The 14,602-nt window shown below is 42.0% G+C and carries 12 protein-coding genes and 1 pseudogene; 9 read left to right on the plus strand and 4 right to left on the minus strand.

The features are described 5' to 3' along the window. The first annotated feature begins 18 nt into the window (after positions 1-18). The 7 genes and pseudogenes from folK to HMPREF1152_RS07565 all read left to right on the plus strand — a co-directional run bounded on the left by folK (position 19) and on the right by HMPREF1152_RS07565 (position 8,231). Entirely contained in the window at positions 19-837 is an 819-nt protein-coding gene (folK, locus tag HMPREF1152_RS07535) for a 2-amino-4-hydroxy-6-hydroxymethyldihydropteridine diphosphokinase (RefSeq protein ID WP_009644737.1), read from the plus strand. Positions 838-901: 64 nt separating this feature from the next. Further along, positions 902-1,387 carry an RNA polymerase sigma factor gene (locus HMPREF1152_RS07540; protein WP_036381186.1) on the plus strand — a complete coding sequence of 162 codons (486 nt, stop codon included), beginning with the start codon at positions 902-904 and terminating at the stop codon, positions 1,385-1,387. Then, positions 1,384-2,124 carry a zf-HC2 domain-containing protein gene (locus HMPREF1152_RS09075; RefSeq protein ID WP_009644709.1) on the plus strand — a complete coding sequence of 247 codons (741 nt, stop codon included), beginning with the start codon at positions 1,384-1,386 and terminating at the stop codon, positions 2,122-2,124. The genes HMPREF1152_RS07540 and HMPREF1152_RS09075 overlap by 4 nt, the downstream gene beginning before the upstream one ends. Before the next feature lie 198 nt (positions 2,125-2,322). Beyond that, positions 2,323-3,300: pseudogene (locus tag HMPREF1152_RS07550) on the plus strand (flavodoxin family protein). A gap of 292 nt (positions 3,301-3,592) precedes the next feature. Then, positions 3,593-4,105, plus strand: a complete 513-nt coding sequence (locus tag HMPREF1152_RS07555; RefSeq protein ID WP_009644615.1) for a ferritin — start codon at positions 3,593-3,595, stop codon at positions 4,103-4,105. 288 nt (positions 4,106-4,393) lie between these two features. Then, on the plus strand, positions 4,394-5,440 hold the full coding sequence (locus HMPREF1152_RS07560) for a YeiH family protein (protein WP_009644599.1): 1,047 nt from the start codon (positions 4,394-4,396) through the stop codon (positions 5,438-5,440). 358 nt (positions 5,441-5,798) lie between these two features. Then, a complete protein-coding gene (locus tag HMPREF1152_RS07565; protein ID WP_009644710.1) occupies positions 5,799-8,231 on the plus strand; it encodes a hypothetical protein in 2,433 nt (810 codons plus the stop codon). Positions 8,232-8,398: 167 nt separating this feature from the next. On the opposite strand, the gene HMPREF1152_RS07570 is transcribed toward HMPREF1152_RS07565, so the two are convergent. The 3 genes from HMPREF1152_RS07570 to HMPREF1152_RS07580 form a co-directional block, all read right to left on the minus strand. Next, complete coding sequence (locus HMPREF1152_RS07570) at positions 8,399-9,748, minus strand: MATE family efflux transporter (RefSeq protein ID WP_009644783.1); 1,350 nt, start codon at positions 9,746-9,748, stop codon at positions 8,399-8,401. Positions 9,749-9,879: 131 nt separating this feature from the next. After that, complete coding sequence (locus HMPREF1152_RS07575; protein ID WP_009644829.1) at positions 9,880-10,623, minus strand: YibE/F family protein; 744 nt, start codon at positions 10,621-10,623, stop codon at positions 9,880-9,882. Further along, positions 10,616-11,572 (minus strand): YibE/F family protein, encoded by a 957-nt coding sequence (locus HMPREF1152_RS07580; protein WP_198004089.1) that lies wholly within the window; start codon positions 11,570-11,572, stop codon positions 10,616-10,618. The genes HMPREF1152_RS07575 and HMPREF1152_RS07580 overlap by 8 nt, the downstream gene beginning before the upstream one ends. 340 nt (positions 11,573-11,912) lie before the next feature. Between HMPREF1152_RS07580 and HMPREF1152_RS07585 the strand changes: the two genes are divergently transcribed. Further along, a complete protein-coding gene (locus HMPREF1152_RS07585) occupies positions 11,913-12,590 on the plus strand; it encodes an alpha/beta fold hydrolase (RefSeq protein ID WP_009644820.1) in 678 nt (225 codons plus the stop codon). A 166-nt stretch (positions 12,591-12,756) separates the two neighbouring features. Here HMPREF1152_RS07585 and HMPREF1152_RS07590 read toward each other — a convergent pair whose 3' ends face one another. Continuing rightward, positions 12,757-13,578, minus strand: a complete 822-nt coding sequence (locus HMPREF1152_RS07590; RefSeq protein ID WP_009644672.1) for an undecaprenyl-diphosphate phosphatase — start codon at positions 13,576-13,578, stop codon at positions 12,757-12,759. 115 nt (positions 13,579-13,693) lie between these two features. Here HMPREF1152_RS07590 and HMPREF1152_RS07595 point away from each other — a divergent pair, with 115 nt between their 5' ends. Then, positions 13,694-14,584 (plus strand): alpha/beta hydrolase, encoded by an 891-nt coding sequence (locus HMPREF1152_RS07595; RefSeq protein ID WP_036381199.1) that lies wholly within the window; start codon positions 13,694-13,696, stop codon positions 14,582-14,584. The last annotated feature ends 18 nt before the right edge of the window (positions 14,585-14,602 follow it).

A 14,602-nucleotide genomic window follows, 5' to 3' on the forward strand; every position in this document is an offset into this window, starting at 1 on the left:
CCCCAGGAGATGTGAGAGATGTACGATGAGATAAGAATAACCGATCTGGAGGTATTCGCTAATCACGGAGTGTTCCCGGAGGAGAATGCTCTGGGGCAAAAGTTCGTATTTACGATAAAATTGTATACGGATACCAAGCTTGCCGGCAGGACTGATGAATTAGAGAACTCCATTAATTACGGTGACGTAGCAACCTTTGTAACTGAATTTGCCAAGGAACACACAGTAAAGCTACTCGAATCGGCGGCGGAACAACTTGCTGAGGCGTTGCTCCTGAGATATGCGCGGGTCAAGGGAGTATCTGTTGAAATCAAGAAGCCTTGGGCGCCGATTGGGTTGCCGCTGCGAGACGCATCAGTCAAGATTGAGCGCTTCTGGCACAAGTCATACGTGGCAATTGGATCAAATATGGGAGATAAACTTGGGTATCTGGATTTCGGAGTTAAACGCATGGATGAGATCAAGGGCTGCAGAGTTAAGCGTGTTTCGTCCTATATCGAAACTGTACCTTACGGAGGAGTTGAGCAGGACAATTTCCTCAACGGCGCACTGCTGGTTGAGACGCTGCTAACACCGGATGAACTCCTAGCTGAGCTCCGGAGAATAGAGATAGAAGCGCATAGAGAGCGCAATATCCACTGGGGTCCTAGAACTCTTGATCTGGACATTATCCTCTATGATGATGAAGTCGTGGAATCCGATAATCTAATTGTTCCTCATATAGAGATGCATAAGAGGGATTTCGTGCTTAGACCATTGGCGGAAATCGCACCATATGCTAAGCATCCAATTTTGGGGCAGACAGTACTGCAGCTGCTTGATAAATTAGAAAAGTAATTGTAACGTTTTCTTATTATCTGAGTCATATATGTAGAAACAGCTGTTAAGAAAAGGGGTAACAATGGATTTAGAACATATATATCACGAATATTTTAGTTCAGTCTATCGTTACATCTTCTCTATGTGCAGGGATTCGCACATAGCTGAGGAGATTACACAGGAGACTTTCTTTAGGGCGGTAAAGTCTATCGATTCGTACCGCGGTGAATCGAGTATGAGAGTTTGGCTGTGTCAAATCGCCAAGAACTTATATTTTACATATCTTAAAAAAGAGCGACATACTGTTGATATCGATAAATTGGATGAGGAACAACTGATAGATGACGGCGTAGAAGCTACCATACTCAGTAATGAACAAACTCATGAGCTCAGATACGCAATCCACAATCTTGATGAACCGTACAAAGAAGTGTTTATGCTCAGAGTGTATGCTGAAATGCATTTTAGAGATATCGGGACACTGTTCGGAAAGTCGGATAGCTGGGCACGCGTGACCTATCATCGTAGTCGCCTTAAGATAATAGATGATTTGGAGGATAAGGGATGAAGATAAGCTGTGACGTGGCAAGGGATTTGATGCCTTTGTATGTTGATGACGTTCTTTCAGAGGATAGTGTGGCCCTTGTATTGGATCATACTCGAGAGTGCGATAGTTGTCGCACCGAGCTGGAACGGTTAGCGGGAGCCCAGTTATCGGACAGTGTAGCCGAGACCATTGATGAGGACATAAGTTTATATGATTCATTAAGGAAGATTAGGCGACGTATGAGCCTTAGACAGCAGCTTACTGTATTAATTACTGTAGCCGTGATAGTGATCATAGGGGCGACTGGTTGGTATTTTTATGATCAGTATGAATTGTATCTTCCTTATGATAAAGCAGAAATTACGTATAGGGATGATATGCTTTATTCCGGTAGTACTGGTTCATCGTATGAGCGGATACTATCGTCTGATCTTAAAACTATGATTGTTGTAATTTCGACAACTCATAGAAGTGCGCATGATTATAAGAAGATGTGTTATGAAAGCGTGCTGTGGAATGGCCCGAAACGTGAGACAACATACTATGATACGGATGGCAAGGAACTGGTTGCTAATATTGATAAAGTATATTATATTTCGGAGAGCGGTTGGAAAGATTTCGAGAAGACGGATGATTTACTTAAATTGGGAATACCCACAGAAAGATTACAGCTAGACAAATACGATAAGAGATTTGAAAAAATTAAGAATTCTTCCAAGCTGATATGGACAAAGTCAGACGGGTTTGTGGGGAAGTAGCTATTAGCGAAGCGGCAGATGCACTCGCATCTGCCGTATTTTTGTACGGCTAAACATAACAAATCAGTTATGTAGCTTATGATTATAAAACGATTATACAAAACAAAGTCTCTAATGTAATATTTAGTTGAAAATACTGTCTTGTTTTTAACAAGAGCTTTCTTATGGATGATTTTAATTGATTGTGGGGGATTGAGTATGAAAATTTTAGGTATTTCGCTAGGGACAAAAAACGGCAACAACGATACCATGTGCCGCGTTGTACTTGAGCAGGCTAAGGCGATGGGATGCGATATCGAGTTTATCCATCTATTCGACTGGGATATCAAACCGTGTACAGGGTGTGTTGCATGTTCTAGAGCTCTTGTAATGGGTAAGGGAATGGTATGTTCGTAGAAGGATGATTTTGCTGCACTATATGACAAGATGACGGATTCTGACGGAATACTCATCGTTGACCCAATCTTTGAGTCCGGTGGTACAGGTATGTTTCACAACCTCATGGACAGAATGGGTCCCGGACACGATACAGGTATGATGCTCGGGTGCCAGGAAAAGCTGATGGAGGCCGGCAAGGAGCCACTGCCGATGAAGTATTTCAAGCAGAGAGCAATCTCTTTTGTAGGAATCGGAGGTTCAGACTGGGCTGTACGCACAGAGACTGACCACGCAATGCTCGCAATGAGCCCTGGCTGGAAGGTTGTAGATAACGATTATTTCTCGTGGTCGAAGGACGTTATCGTTCAGGACGACAAGGTTGCTCGTATCAGGGAGATTGGTAAGAATCTAGTAGAGGCTGCTAAGGACATCGCTGACAGAAACCTCATGATTATGGAGCCTGACAACGATAAGCTCGATTACTTCAAGGGCCCTAAGGGCGCATGTCCGCACTGTCACGGCAATAACTTCTACATTCACCCGGGAACTAATGAAGCCGAGTGTGAGCTCTGCGGTCTTAAAGGAGAGCTGGTTATGGAAGGCGGAACGCTTAGACTCAAGTTCGACCCTGCAACTCTTCATCATGCTCATGACCTGCTGTCCGGTAAGGCGCTGCACGGCAAGGACATATTCGAGAATGAAGGCCGTCTCATGAACCTCTTCAAGGATGAGAAGTTTAAGGAGCGCAAGGCACATTACACAGCAGTATGTGAGCCAACTCCATCTCCATCCAAGTAGGACGGCAATTGGTCAACGCCGGTAATACGATATATAGATAATAGGCTGCTCTCAGTGCGCAGCTTATTTTTTTACAAATTCTTACTCGCGTGTACAGGCAATGTTCTCGCGAGCAAGCTCGTATGCACTGCCACGCCGTCATTATGGAGAACAAGGTATTCTAAATATTATGGAAAGCTCAAATTAAAATGCAATTATATTGCGCGCACTTTAATGGCAAGTGGATATAATACGTGGTATAATATATGAAATAGATGATATTATAAAATTATGGATGTAGGAGGGTACTGACATGCTAGACAAGAAAGTAGCAGAGCTAATTAATAATCAGATTAACAAGGAGTTTTATTCCGCATATCTGTATCTCGACTTCGCTAACTTCTACAATGATGCAGGCTTGGACGGATTCGCAAACTATTTCGATGTGCAGGCTCAGGAGGAGCGTGACCATGCGATGCTGATGAGAACATACCTCTTCAACAACGGTGAAAAGGTAACTCTATCCGAGATTGATAAGCCGGATATGAAATGCAAGGAGATCTATGACGCACTAAATTTCAGTCTCAAACACGAGCAGTATGTGACAAGCCTCATCAACAAGATTTACAAGGCTGCCAACGAGGTAGACGACTATCGCACTATGCAGTTCTTTGACTGGTTCGTCAAGGAGCAGGGAGAAGAAGAAAAGTCTGCTGATGATCTGCTTAAAAAGTTTGAGCTGTATGGAAGAGATCCTAAGGGGCTTTATGCGCTCAATCAGGAGCTGCTGGCGAGAGCTTACGCTGCACCGTCGCTAGTTCTATAAGGCGCGTGTTCTGTAGTCGGATTGAGATATATCATGTCAATCAGATATACTAACAGTTATTAAGAGCCGGGTTTAGCCCTGCTCTTTTTTATAAAATTTTGTATCAACTAAGCCTTACTTCGCATTGACAAAGAGCTCCGTCTGCTACTGACGCAGCTCGTATTTTATGTTATATTAATATTGTTTTGTCGGAATGGTATGCGTAAAGCATGCAGCTTTATTACCGAAAAATACATATTTTTAATATTTATTAATAGTTTATAAGAACAATTGCTAAAGGAGCGTCACATGAGTTCATTAAAATTCAAATTGCCGGGTATTGCAGCTTGCTTTATTATCGCACTGCCGGCATGGTTCCTTGGGAAGCTCGTTCCGGTTGTCGGCGGACCGGTATTTTCCATTATTTTAGGTATGATTATCACACTGGTGTGGGTGAATAAGGGCATATGTAGCGAAGGAATAAAATTCACATCCAAATATATACTTCAGATGGCTGTAGTTCTCCTTGGCTTTGGTCTCAATCTTAATGTAATTCTTAAGACCGGAGCTCAGTCGCTCCCAATAATTATCTGTACGATTTCCACGTCACTTATTCTCGCGTACATCATACATAAGGTGATGAAGGTCGACGCCAATTCTGCTACGCTTGTCGGCGTGGGGTCATCAATATGCGGTGGGTCTGCTATCGCAGCTACAGCTCCGGTAATTGATGCTTCGGATGACGAGGTTGCGCAGGCGATTTCAGTAATATTCTTTTTCAACGTCATTGCGGCGCTCGTGTTCCCGATATTCGGTCACTTACTCGGGATGAGCACGACGAGTGGAGAAGCCTTTGGAATATTTGCAGGAACTGCTGTAAATGATACATCGTCTGTAACTGCGGCTGCTTCGACATGGGACAGCATGTGGCATCTCGGATCTCAGGCTCTTGACAAAGCGGTGACGGTTAAGCTGACGAGGACTCTGGCAATCATCCCTATAACGTTGGTGCTGGCAATTTTCTCGGCCAAAAAGAAGAGTGAGGTGAGCGCTGATGCAACCGATACAAATTCATTCAGCCTTAAGCGCGCTTTCCCGATGTTCATCTTGTATTTTATAATTGCATCGATAATAACAACTGTATGCGTATCAATAGGAATTAACGCTGAGGCATTTGAACCGCTCAAGACTCTGAGCAAGTTCCTGATAGTAATGGCAATGGGCGCTATCGGTTTGAACAGCAATATAGTGAAGCTAATCAAGACCGGAGGGAAGCCTCTGGTACTTGGAGCAGTGTGCTGGGTGGGAATCACGATTGTCGGCCTGATAATGCAGCGCATGATGGGGTTGTGGTAGAGTTGTGAGAGCGTGATAAAGTGAGTGCCGAATGTGTGCTACGTTGCAAATCAAGAATTTTGGCGAATTTATGCAACCTGAAATCTGAGTAGAGAAATAATCTCCCTGGATTTCAGGTTTTTTATAAAAACGAACAATAGTCTTTAGAATCAATTAAAAAGTTAGAGAAAACTAACAATAATACATTTTCTTAGAAGGTTATGTTGATTATCATCATATTTTATGTGGATATTTCCAATACATAATGATACAATCAGCTTGAATTAGTATAGTCTAACTATCTAGATTTACTAGCTTGCAGTATTATTTAACACGCTTTTACATTGCATGTATTTATTCATTAAGGAGGAATAGGTAGATGAAAAAAACATGGCCGAAGAAATTACTGACCGCGGCTCTGACATCGAGCATGATGGTCAGCATGTGCGCCGTCAATTTGTTTGCGGTGACTGGCGACCAGGTTGCCAAGGATAAGGTTTATGTAGGAACCGGTTCTGTTGAGGCGGATCCTAATTCTGTGTGGTCCGGATACGATATCACCTTGCAGATGGAGGTTAAGGGCGGTGTCATCAAGTCTGTTACCTGCACACCTGCAGCCAACATGGATAAAATGAACAAAGGATATGTCGATTTGACAAGGATGCAGCTGGCCTCGCTTATTGGTAAGCCGGCTACGGCTAAGTCTGTCAATGAGTTAGTCGACACTAACACAGGCGCAACGTATTCACTAAAGAGTGCGAAGAAAATTGCAGCCAAGATAATGCAGAATGCAGAAGCTGCAGATGCATCCGGTTCTAATCCCGGCACAAATCCGGGAACAAACCCCGGAGGCTCCACTAATCCGGGCGGCAACACAGGAACTACAACACCCAGCTTAGATGGTATCGGTGACAATGATTATATCTATGGCAAGCTGGATGTACCATATGCAGATTTCTACTACGGCGAGCTTAAGGAACTGCATAGTGGCACTCAGACGATGGATTTAAGCGCTGCTGACAAGGCATCAGGAATGAGAGACGCAGGGCGGTACGACGCCGTGACGAGTGCTACTAAGAATAAGGCCAAGAGATTTCCGACAACGTATTATGAGGAAACATCTAAAACAGTTGAGATTCTAGGAATCAAGGACACTTCTGTAGCCATCAGAAAGGGTCTGTATCTGGAAGCCATGCAGGCTATCAAGGATGGTAAGACATCCAATAATCCATTACTTGAGATGGTCAAGAAGTTTAGACTTAATGAGAATCCAGGGCAGGCTACTCCTGAGTACAAGATTCTAAACGGGGATGGCACTCTCAATGCTACAACTACACAGAAAATATTGGATCAAGCTGCTAGGGTAGAGGTTGAGACTGGCAGCCCATGGGGTAACTATCTTGTGAATGTACAGTCTGAGAAGATTCCCAGCTCCGACGATATTGAGGGTATCATCGTCAAGACTAGCGATGGGAAACAGTACGGAATGGAACATCTTGAAAACATTTGGCTTCGTGCAAATGAGTTTTCATTTGCTGTAAAGCCCGGTTTTGTCGAGCCTCACGGTAACACTGTTGATTACAAGCGTCACGAGGGTCTGCAGGGAGCAACCATCACTCAGATTCGTTATCTGATTAGAAATAAGGCTGACCTCGTTATTAACACAAACGTGCTCTGCAAGACTCTGTTGAGTGAAGGGCAGGGGGCAACCGTCAATGATGAACAGTTCAAGGATGGAGTTGTTGTTAAGCCAGTACTCAAGACACCGGCTGGCAGCAATTATAAGCTTGTTTCTGTCAAAAAGGGTAGAACTACACTTGATAAGGACATAGATTATACTGTTGAGGGCAATAACATCGTCATTAAGGATACAGGTAAAACCGGCATAGGTCGGTATTCTGTAACCTACAGTGATGATAAATACGAGGATATCAATGCCTCCTTCATCCTTAGATCAAAGTATAAGGATGGAGAGGTTAAGCTCGTTGATAACAAGCTGACATTACCTGAAGGCCTATCCAGAGAAGCTTATGCTGATTCAATTGGAAACATTCTCATTGATGGCAAGAGAGTAAGAGCTAATAATCTCATGAAGGATCTGTTTAACGAGGATGGTTCCGTTAACTTCGCTCTCAAGCTCAAGGGCAGGGATGGAAAGGAAACTCCGCTATTCACAAAGGGTGCAGCAGGAGTGTATACTATTGAACTCGTGTCGCAGGGGTATCCAAGTGTTAAGAGCATGGTGATCGCACCCGGAACAAAAGAAGTAACGGCATATGCTGCTGATTCTGAGCATGCAGTTAAAATGTCATTCCTCGGCTACAAATTAAATGGCTATAATCTAAATGGGTACGAATACGAAGCTTATGACATCTCGTATAGAGATGCTACTGATAATGCTGTTGAACCGGTAGCAGGACAAAAGGTCAAGGTGCGTATTGAGCTGCGCAAGGGAGAGCCTTCCAAGCTTGAGATTTTCCATGATAAGGGGAATAAGGTGCTCGAAAAGATCAAAGATTATAAGGTAATTGATGGCAAAAAGATTGAGTTTGAGACAGATAAATTCTCAACATTTATCTTTGCTAACAGAACAGGCAGCAACGTAACGCCAAATAATGGAAATAATAGTGGCGGAACAGCAGCTGTTGATTCCGGTAAATCAAATGTTAAAAAAACTAGGCTCATAAAGAGGTCAGGAATAGTAAGGACCGGAGATTCAAGCGCTATAATTGCTTATGCATTCAGCATGGCTGCAGCAGTGTTGCTTGTGATAGTGGTAGTTATCGCAAGGAGAAGAAAGAGCGTTAGATAACGCGTGGCAGTTTAATTCTCTCGCGAACTAATAACTGTAAAATAATATGATAGCCTAGGACTGCTTACATGCAAGCATATTCCTAGGCTATTATTTAAATCAAGATTGTTCACAGCTGATACCGATTGTCTGATAATATACGAATATATTGTCCGGTATTCTATTGACTAATAATCATACCGTTTGCGCATCAGAGCCAGTGTAATCATGGAGATGATAAATGCCGCTATCTCTGATAGGGTGTTTGACCACCAGATTCCTTCGATTCCAATCAAAATAGGCAGTAAAATTACAAACGACAGCTTGAATACAAACGTTCTCAGGAACGATATTATTGCTGAAACCCAACCATTATTCAAGGCAGTAAAGAATGATGAGGCAAATATGTTGATCCCGACGATTATGAAGCACAGCGTGGTAATCCTCATAGCGTGTACTGTCAAAATTAAAAGTGAGGTGTCATAGCCCACAAAAAAGCTTGAAAGCGGTTTTGCCAAAAACTCTCCAATTGCGAGCATCACGGTACCGGTGATAAACAGAAGTTTAAAACTTTTTGACAAAATATTTCCTAGTTCATTCGTATTGCGTGCTCCGTAATGATAACCGATAACCGGGGAGCAGCCCATCGCATATCCTATAAAAATCGCTGCAAATATAAATTGAACGTACATGAGCACGCCGTATGCAGCTACTCCGTCAGAACCTATATATTTTAGAAGCTGCACATTGTAGAACATGCTGACAAAGGATGATGTAATGCTGGTAACCATTTCGGAAACTCCGTTACCGCAGGCTTTGGCAATTGGACGAAGCTCCGGCTTGCATCGCTTTAGATTGAGTAAACTTGAATTAGGGCGTATAAAGTATACCAGCGGAATCATAGCTCCGATAAATTCACTGATTCCGGTTGCGTATGCGGCACCGGCAACTCCCATGTGAAATACGTAGATTAGAAGTGCGTCAAGAATGATGTTTGAAAGACCTGCAAACACCGTACACAAAAGACCGAGGTGAGGTTTTTCTGCAGCAATCAAAAAGTCTTGAAAACTGTTCTGGAGCATGAAGAATACATTGAAATACATGCTTATTCGTCCATACGTAACGCAATCATTGATCATATCTGAATTTGCACCAAGAGCAATGCAGATTGGTTCCATAAAGATATATATAAATATGCAGATTATGATGCCGACGACAGCGGTTGCTGATATCATCATGTAGAAGTATTGTTCTGCGCGTTCTTGTCTCTGTTCTCCGAGCGTTTTCGCCACCAGTGCGGCGCCGCCGGTGCCAATCATGAAGCCTATGCCGCCGACAATCATCTCCACAGGCATAATAAGATTTATAGCCGCAAATGCTGTTTTCCCGACTATATTAGACACAAATAGACCGTCTACAACACCATATACAGACGTAAAAACCATCATTCCTATTGATGGAATGACAAATCTGAGAAGCCTAACATAGGTGAAATGATCTGATAATTGAATTTTATTTTTCTTTACCGTGTACTTCATACTTTTATATTCTACATAAGAGCTGAAATTTGTAAATAATAATGTTGTATTTCAATAATTGTAACAGTAGCTGTAATTGTAAATGGCAGATACGACTAAATTTTCTGTATTAAGGCGGACAGGCACTTCCATCAGGACATCAGTCTAGCTGATATATATGATGAAACAGGGATTATAACAACAGTTCCGATGGCGCTTATCATAATCGCAATTAGCTCCTGTGTGAAATCCTTCGAGTTAATAAGCGTACTCCATGAATAGAACTTTAGAAAGCTTATGCACATTATCATAAATTCCCCGGCAAATATAAAGAAGAGCGTGTTGACGTTAGAGCTTAATATTTTGCAGCCGATATTCATTCCTGCACCAAATAGCTCAGCTCTACGTGAGTCCGGATTATGACGGGCAATCTCATAGACTCCTGAGCTCACTGCCATGGCCGTATCTATGAGTCCTCCAACAAGAATTACTACAAACACAGCGATTTCAACTAGAAGCATATTTATCCCAATGGCTCCGGAGTAACCGTTAGATTCGTGAATCTTGACATCTCCAATTGTACCGAATCCCTGTAGATGCGCATGCTTAATGATGAATACTATAAGTATTACAGAGATGGATAGAACCAAAATGACTGACATAAATGCGGATTTTGTTTTAATATTCCTGTCATTCTGGTAGAAGATAGTTACTGCAGTTATGAGCAATACTGCTATAATCGTTGAAATGGAAATATTGAAGCCTAAATAAATCAACTCAATCAACAGTGCGAAAATAGAAATGTTTATAGCAGTCGTCATTATGGCTTTAGCGGTTTTATTGCCCCCCGCAACAAGTGAGAGGAGTACAAATATTATGATAAGTATTTTAATCATGCTTTAGCTCCTTTCGCGCCACTGACGAAGTTACAAAGATAGAGACCAGTATGGCAACAACTATTGACAACATTCCGGAAAATGAGCGTGCTATATAAAAATAAGCGTCATGATTTATTACAGTCCTAAAGCTTATCTCATTTGACATGGAGATAAGGAAAATAGGCAGAGTTGGTGCGATATTTGTTAGAAGGACTACACTTATCATTGTTCCGGTTATATCATCAGCAATCTCGTGTAAAGACTGCAGCAGACCTTTGAACTTCAGATTACGGGTTCGTTCAATCAGTTCTGTTGCAGCAGCTGTGACGGTTACAGATACGTCAATAACAGCACCGAGGCAGCCTATGATTACCTGTGCTAAAAAGAAGTGTCTGGCGTCAGTAACAGTAAACGGTTCCGGTAGAAAATGCAGAAAATCATAATCAATATCACTTCTCCATATCAGGAGCATGATGCAGAGAGATAGGAGCAAGGTGGTGAGTAGTGTGGACGCATATGATAGGAGCATGTGCTTGTTGAAGCCATCAGTAACCAGCAAAACGAAAAACGTGAAAATCAGCACGCTTAATATCGTCATGTAAAGGATGTCATTTCCATGGATGTTCATGAAAATAACAATGCCAAAAAGCGCAATATTCCCGATTATGCAAATAGAAGTAAAAACTCCCTGACGACCACCGATAGTGATTAGTGCTGCAATGAGCAATAAAAAAACACCAGCGACCCAGTAATCCCGTTTTACTCCTGTAATCCCTGAATAATCGTCATTAAGGAAGACGTAATCGTTGCGATAATATTTTTCATCATAAGTCCTCGACTTGTCATATTTGTTTTTTAGATGGATAACCTTGCCTTTATTATGTCCATTTTCTATTCTTAATTCGAGTAATTGATTGTTATCCCTGTCAGTGACATCCGTTACTTTTGCAACAGTTGTTTTATACATGCTCGAATTGTTTAATATCAACATGAACAATATCGATACTGCTATCATGGATAATATAAATTTGATTAGATATTTTTTTTTCATATAATTCATATAAATTTTAATATGTAGTATTCAAATTCCTTGAAACCGAAGGATTTTTCCGTAACTACATTCCTGTAGCTCCGGTCTAAATATCCCAGTATGCTATATAGCACTTTACGGATATATATTCTAGCATAGGTGCAGGTCGACATATTGACAATAACATGATTTAAATAAAAACAATCTTGTTTCTGCAAGCAAAATTTCTTCAAAAAAACCACCCTTATGCAAAGCAATTTGATACAATGTGAGTGCTATGATTAGACACAACTATATTGATATAGGTGAGGGTAAACCGCTGATCCTGCTCCATGGCAATGGTGCGGACGGCAGCTACTTTATTCACCAGATTAATTATTTTTCATCAAAATATAGAGTGATAGCCGTAGATTCTCGTGGACACGGAAAAACTCCGCGTGGCGAAAAGCCGTTTACATTACTGCAATTTTCCGAGGATTTGCATGCATTCCTCGATACGCATGCCATCAAGAGGGCTCACATACTCGGCTTTTCTGATGGAGCCAATGTAGGTATCAGGTTTGCCATCGACTATCCTGAGTATGTGGATAAACTGATTCTAAGTGGCGCTAATCTCAAGTACAGCTCGCTTAGAATTTCGGTTCGTATGGCAATTAGACTGCTTGAGAAGGCAAATTCGACCTTTAGTGGAGATAAGGATAATCAAACCAGGCGTTCGGAGCTGTTACAGCTGATGAAGGGTGAGCCGGTAACCGGCGTGGATGAGCTGGAGCGGATACAGGCGGAAACACTGGTCATAGCTGGGACGATGGATTTGATGTACGGCAGTCATACCAAGCTGATTGCTTCCAAAATTCCAAATTCCAGACTTGAGTTTGTAAAGGGAAATCATTCATTGGCACGCCGGAGCTATAAGGCTTTTAACGAAATTATAGACGATTTCTTGCAGGGGTAAAAACAACAGGGTACTCTTTCCTGGATAATTAGCCGGTATTTAGACTTGTGTGCTGTATGAAGCCGCATTAAAAACATAAAACCGCCTATCCTTAATTCTATTCAATAAGGACAGGCGATCTTGACGTCACTGCACAAGTTAATTCAATTTGACGTCACTGCACAAGCTAGTCGAAGAAGAAATACAGTAGTACGATGGCTCCAAGCACGATTCTGTACCAACCAAACACTTTGAAATCATGTTTTTTGATATAGTTCATAAGGAATTTGATGATGAACATCGATACTACGAAGGCAACTATCATTCCCACGAGCAGGATTGCCGCCTCGCTAACGGTGAAGTTTAATCCATATTTGAGTAATTTGAGCAGGCTGGCTCCAAACATCACCGGAACCGCGAGAAAAAATGTGAACTGAGCTGCAGTCTTGCGGCTGACTCCAAGCAGCAGGGCGCCTAGAATCGTCGATCCGGAGCGCGATGTGCCAGGGAAAACTGCTGATACGAGTTGAAATAGCCCGATGATGAAGGCCTGCTTATAGGAAAGGTCATCAATACTGTTAGTCTCCGGCTTAGAGTGCTTATTGCGGTTCTCTGCGATAATGAATAGAATTCCGATGAGTATGAGCATTATCGACACTACTTTGTAATTGTAGAAGTGCTCTTCGATCGCATCGTCCCACTTGAGACCGACTATTACTGCAGGAATACATGCCACAATAACCTTGAACCACATTGACCATACGTCCTTGCGAATATATTTCTTGGATTTGTCGCTGGTAAAAGGCCAAATGTCGTTCCAAAATGTTATTACGACGGCCATAATTGCTCCGAGTTGAATTACAACGAGGAACATGCTCATGAAGTCCGGATTGACGCGCATTGGCCAGATTTGATTGACAAGAATCATGTGGCCGGTGCTGGACACAGGCAGCCATTCGGTGATACCCTCAACAATACCTAAGAATACAGCTTGTAGAAATACAATCATATTTAACTCCTTTGCTAATACACCAACATATTATACCAAATAATCGGTGGTATTACGCATTTGAAAAAGTTATTATTTATAGAAAATATTTGGAGGTAGTGGGATTTTTGAATTCATGAAACGCAGCGATAAAGCCCTCAAGCTTACGTCAACTACATGTAAGCCGCGAGATCGAGCATATTTGCTGCAATACGAGGAAGCGTTAACAGAGGAATCGCTTCAGAATTCGTCAAAAGTAAGTATAACAGCTCGGGATGGTTTAAAGCTTGCAGGCAGGTTATACCGCAAACGCGAGCATCCTAAGGCTATTGTCATCGCTGTACACGGGTTCCACAGCGGCGGTCTGAGGGACATGGGTCGATTTGCAGATATGTACTACAGAAACGACTTTGATTATTTGGTTATATCGCAGAGAAGTCATGAGGAATCAGAAGGGAATTATCTGACCTTTGGTGCAAAGGAATCTTTCGATTTAATCGATTGGATTCGCCAAATCAGAAAACTCTACCCGGTTACGATCCCGATAATATTGCACGGTGTGTCGATGGGCGCAGCTACGGTAATTTTGGCTGCGGGAAATAGAGAGGTCCTGGATGGCAATAAAAACCCGTATAACATAAAGTGTTGCATTTCAGACAGTGCATATAGCGATATAATGGACCAAATTTCGTATTTGATAGGAGATACGCACTCTTTTATCAAAACTGCGTATATGGAGCTATTTAAGGCAAATATGAGGCTTAGAGGAGGTGCTAAGGCAAGCTCTGCATCTCCGATCTCTGTTGCTGGAAAAATATCCATACCGTTTATGTTTATTCACGGTAAAAAAGACAAATTTGTACCATATGCAAATTCTATTCGGATATATGAGGCGTGTAGCTCTACCGAGAAGGAAATACATCTGTTTGAAGGGGCAGGGCACGTGTGTTCATATGTTGTAAACAAGTCAAAATACGAGGAATTGTTCGCGTCCTTTGTCAAAAGTAAATTGGACGAATGTGAATAATATGATGAAAAAATCGGA

The organism is Mogibacterium sp. CM50 (assembly GCF_000293155.1).
Classification (GTDB): domain Bacteria; phylum Bacillota; class Clostridia; order Peptostreptococcales; family Anaerovoracaceae; genus Mogibacterium; species Mogibacterium timidum.

Bases quoted from the DNA above. Each gene is read 5' to 3' on its own strand.
- folK (WP_009644737.1), top strand. From the start codon at position 19: ATGTACGATGAGATAAGAATAACCGATCTGGAGGTATTCGCTAATCAC.
- HMPREF1152_RS07540 (WP_036381186.1), top strand. From the start codon at position 902: ATGGATTTAGAACATATATATCACGAATATTTTAGTTCAGTCTATCGT.
- HMPREF1152_RS09075 (WP_009644709.1), top strand. From the start codon at position 1,384: ATGAAGATAAGCTGTGACGTGGCAAGGGATTTGATGCCTTTGTATGTT.
- HMPREF1152_RS07555 (WP_009644615.1), top strand. From the start codon at position 3,593: ATGCTAGACAAGAAAGTAGCAGAGCTAATTAATAATCAGATTAACAAG.
- HMPREF1152_RS07560 (WP_009644599.1), top strand. From the start codon at position 4,394: ATGAGTTCATTAAAATTCAAATTGCCGGGTATTGCAGCTTGCTTTATT.
- HMPREF1152_RS07565 (WP_009644710.1), top strand. From the start codon at position 5,799: ATGAAAAAAACATGGCCGAAGAAATTACTGACCGCGGCTCTGACATCG.
- HMPREF1152_RS07570 (WP_009644783.1), bottom strand. From the start codon at position 9,748: ATGAAGTACACGGTAAAGAAAAATAAAATTCAATTATCAGATCATTTC.
- HMPREF1152_RS07575 (WP_009644829.1), bottom strand. From the start codon at position 10,623: ATGATTAAAATACTTATCATAATATTTGTACTCCTCTCACTTGTTGCG.
- HMPREF1152_RS07580 (WP_198004089.1), bottom strand. From the start codon at position 11,572: ATGTATAAAACAACTGTTGCAAAAGTAACGGATGTCACTGACAGGGAT.
- HMPREF1152_RS07585 (WP_009644820.1), top strand. From the start codon at position 11,913: ATGATTAGACACAACTATATTGATATAGGTGAGGGTAAACCGCTGATC.
- HMPREF1152_RS07590 (WP_009644672.1), bottom strand. From the start codon at position 13,578: ATGATTGTATTTCTACAAGCTGTATTCTTAGGTATTGTTGAGGGTATC.
- HMPREF1152_RS07595 (WP_036381199.1), top strand. From the start codon at position 13,694: ATGAAACGCAGCGATAAAGCCCTCAAGCTTACGTCAACTACATGTAAG.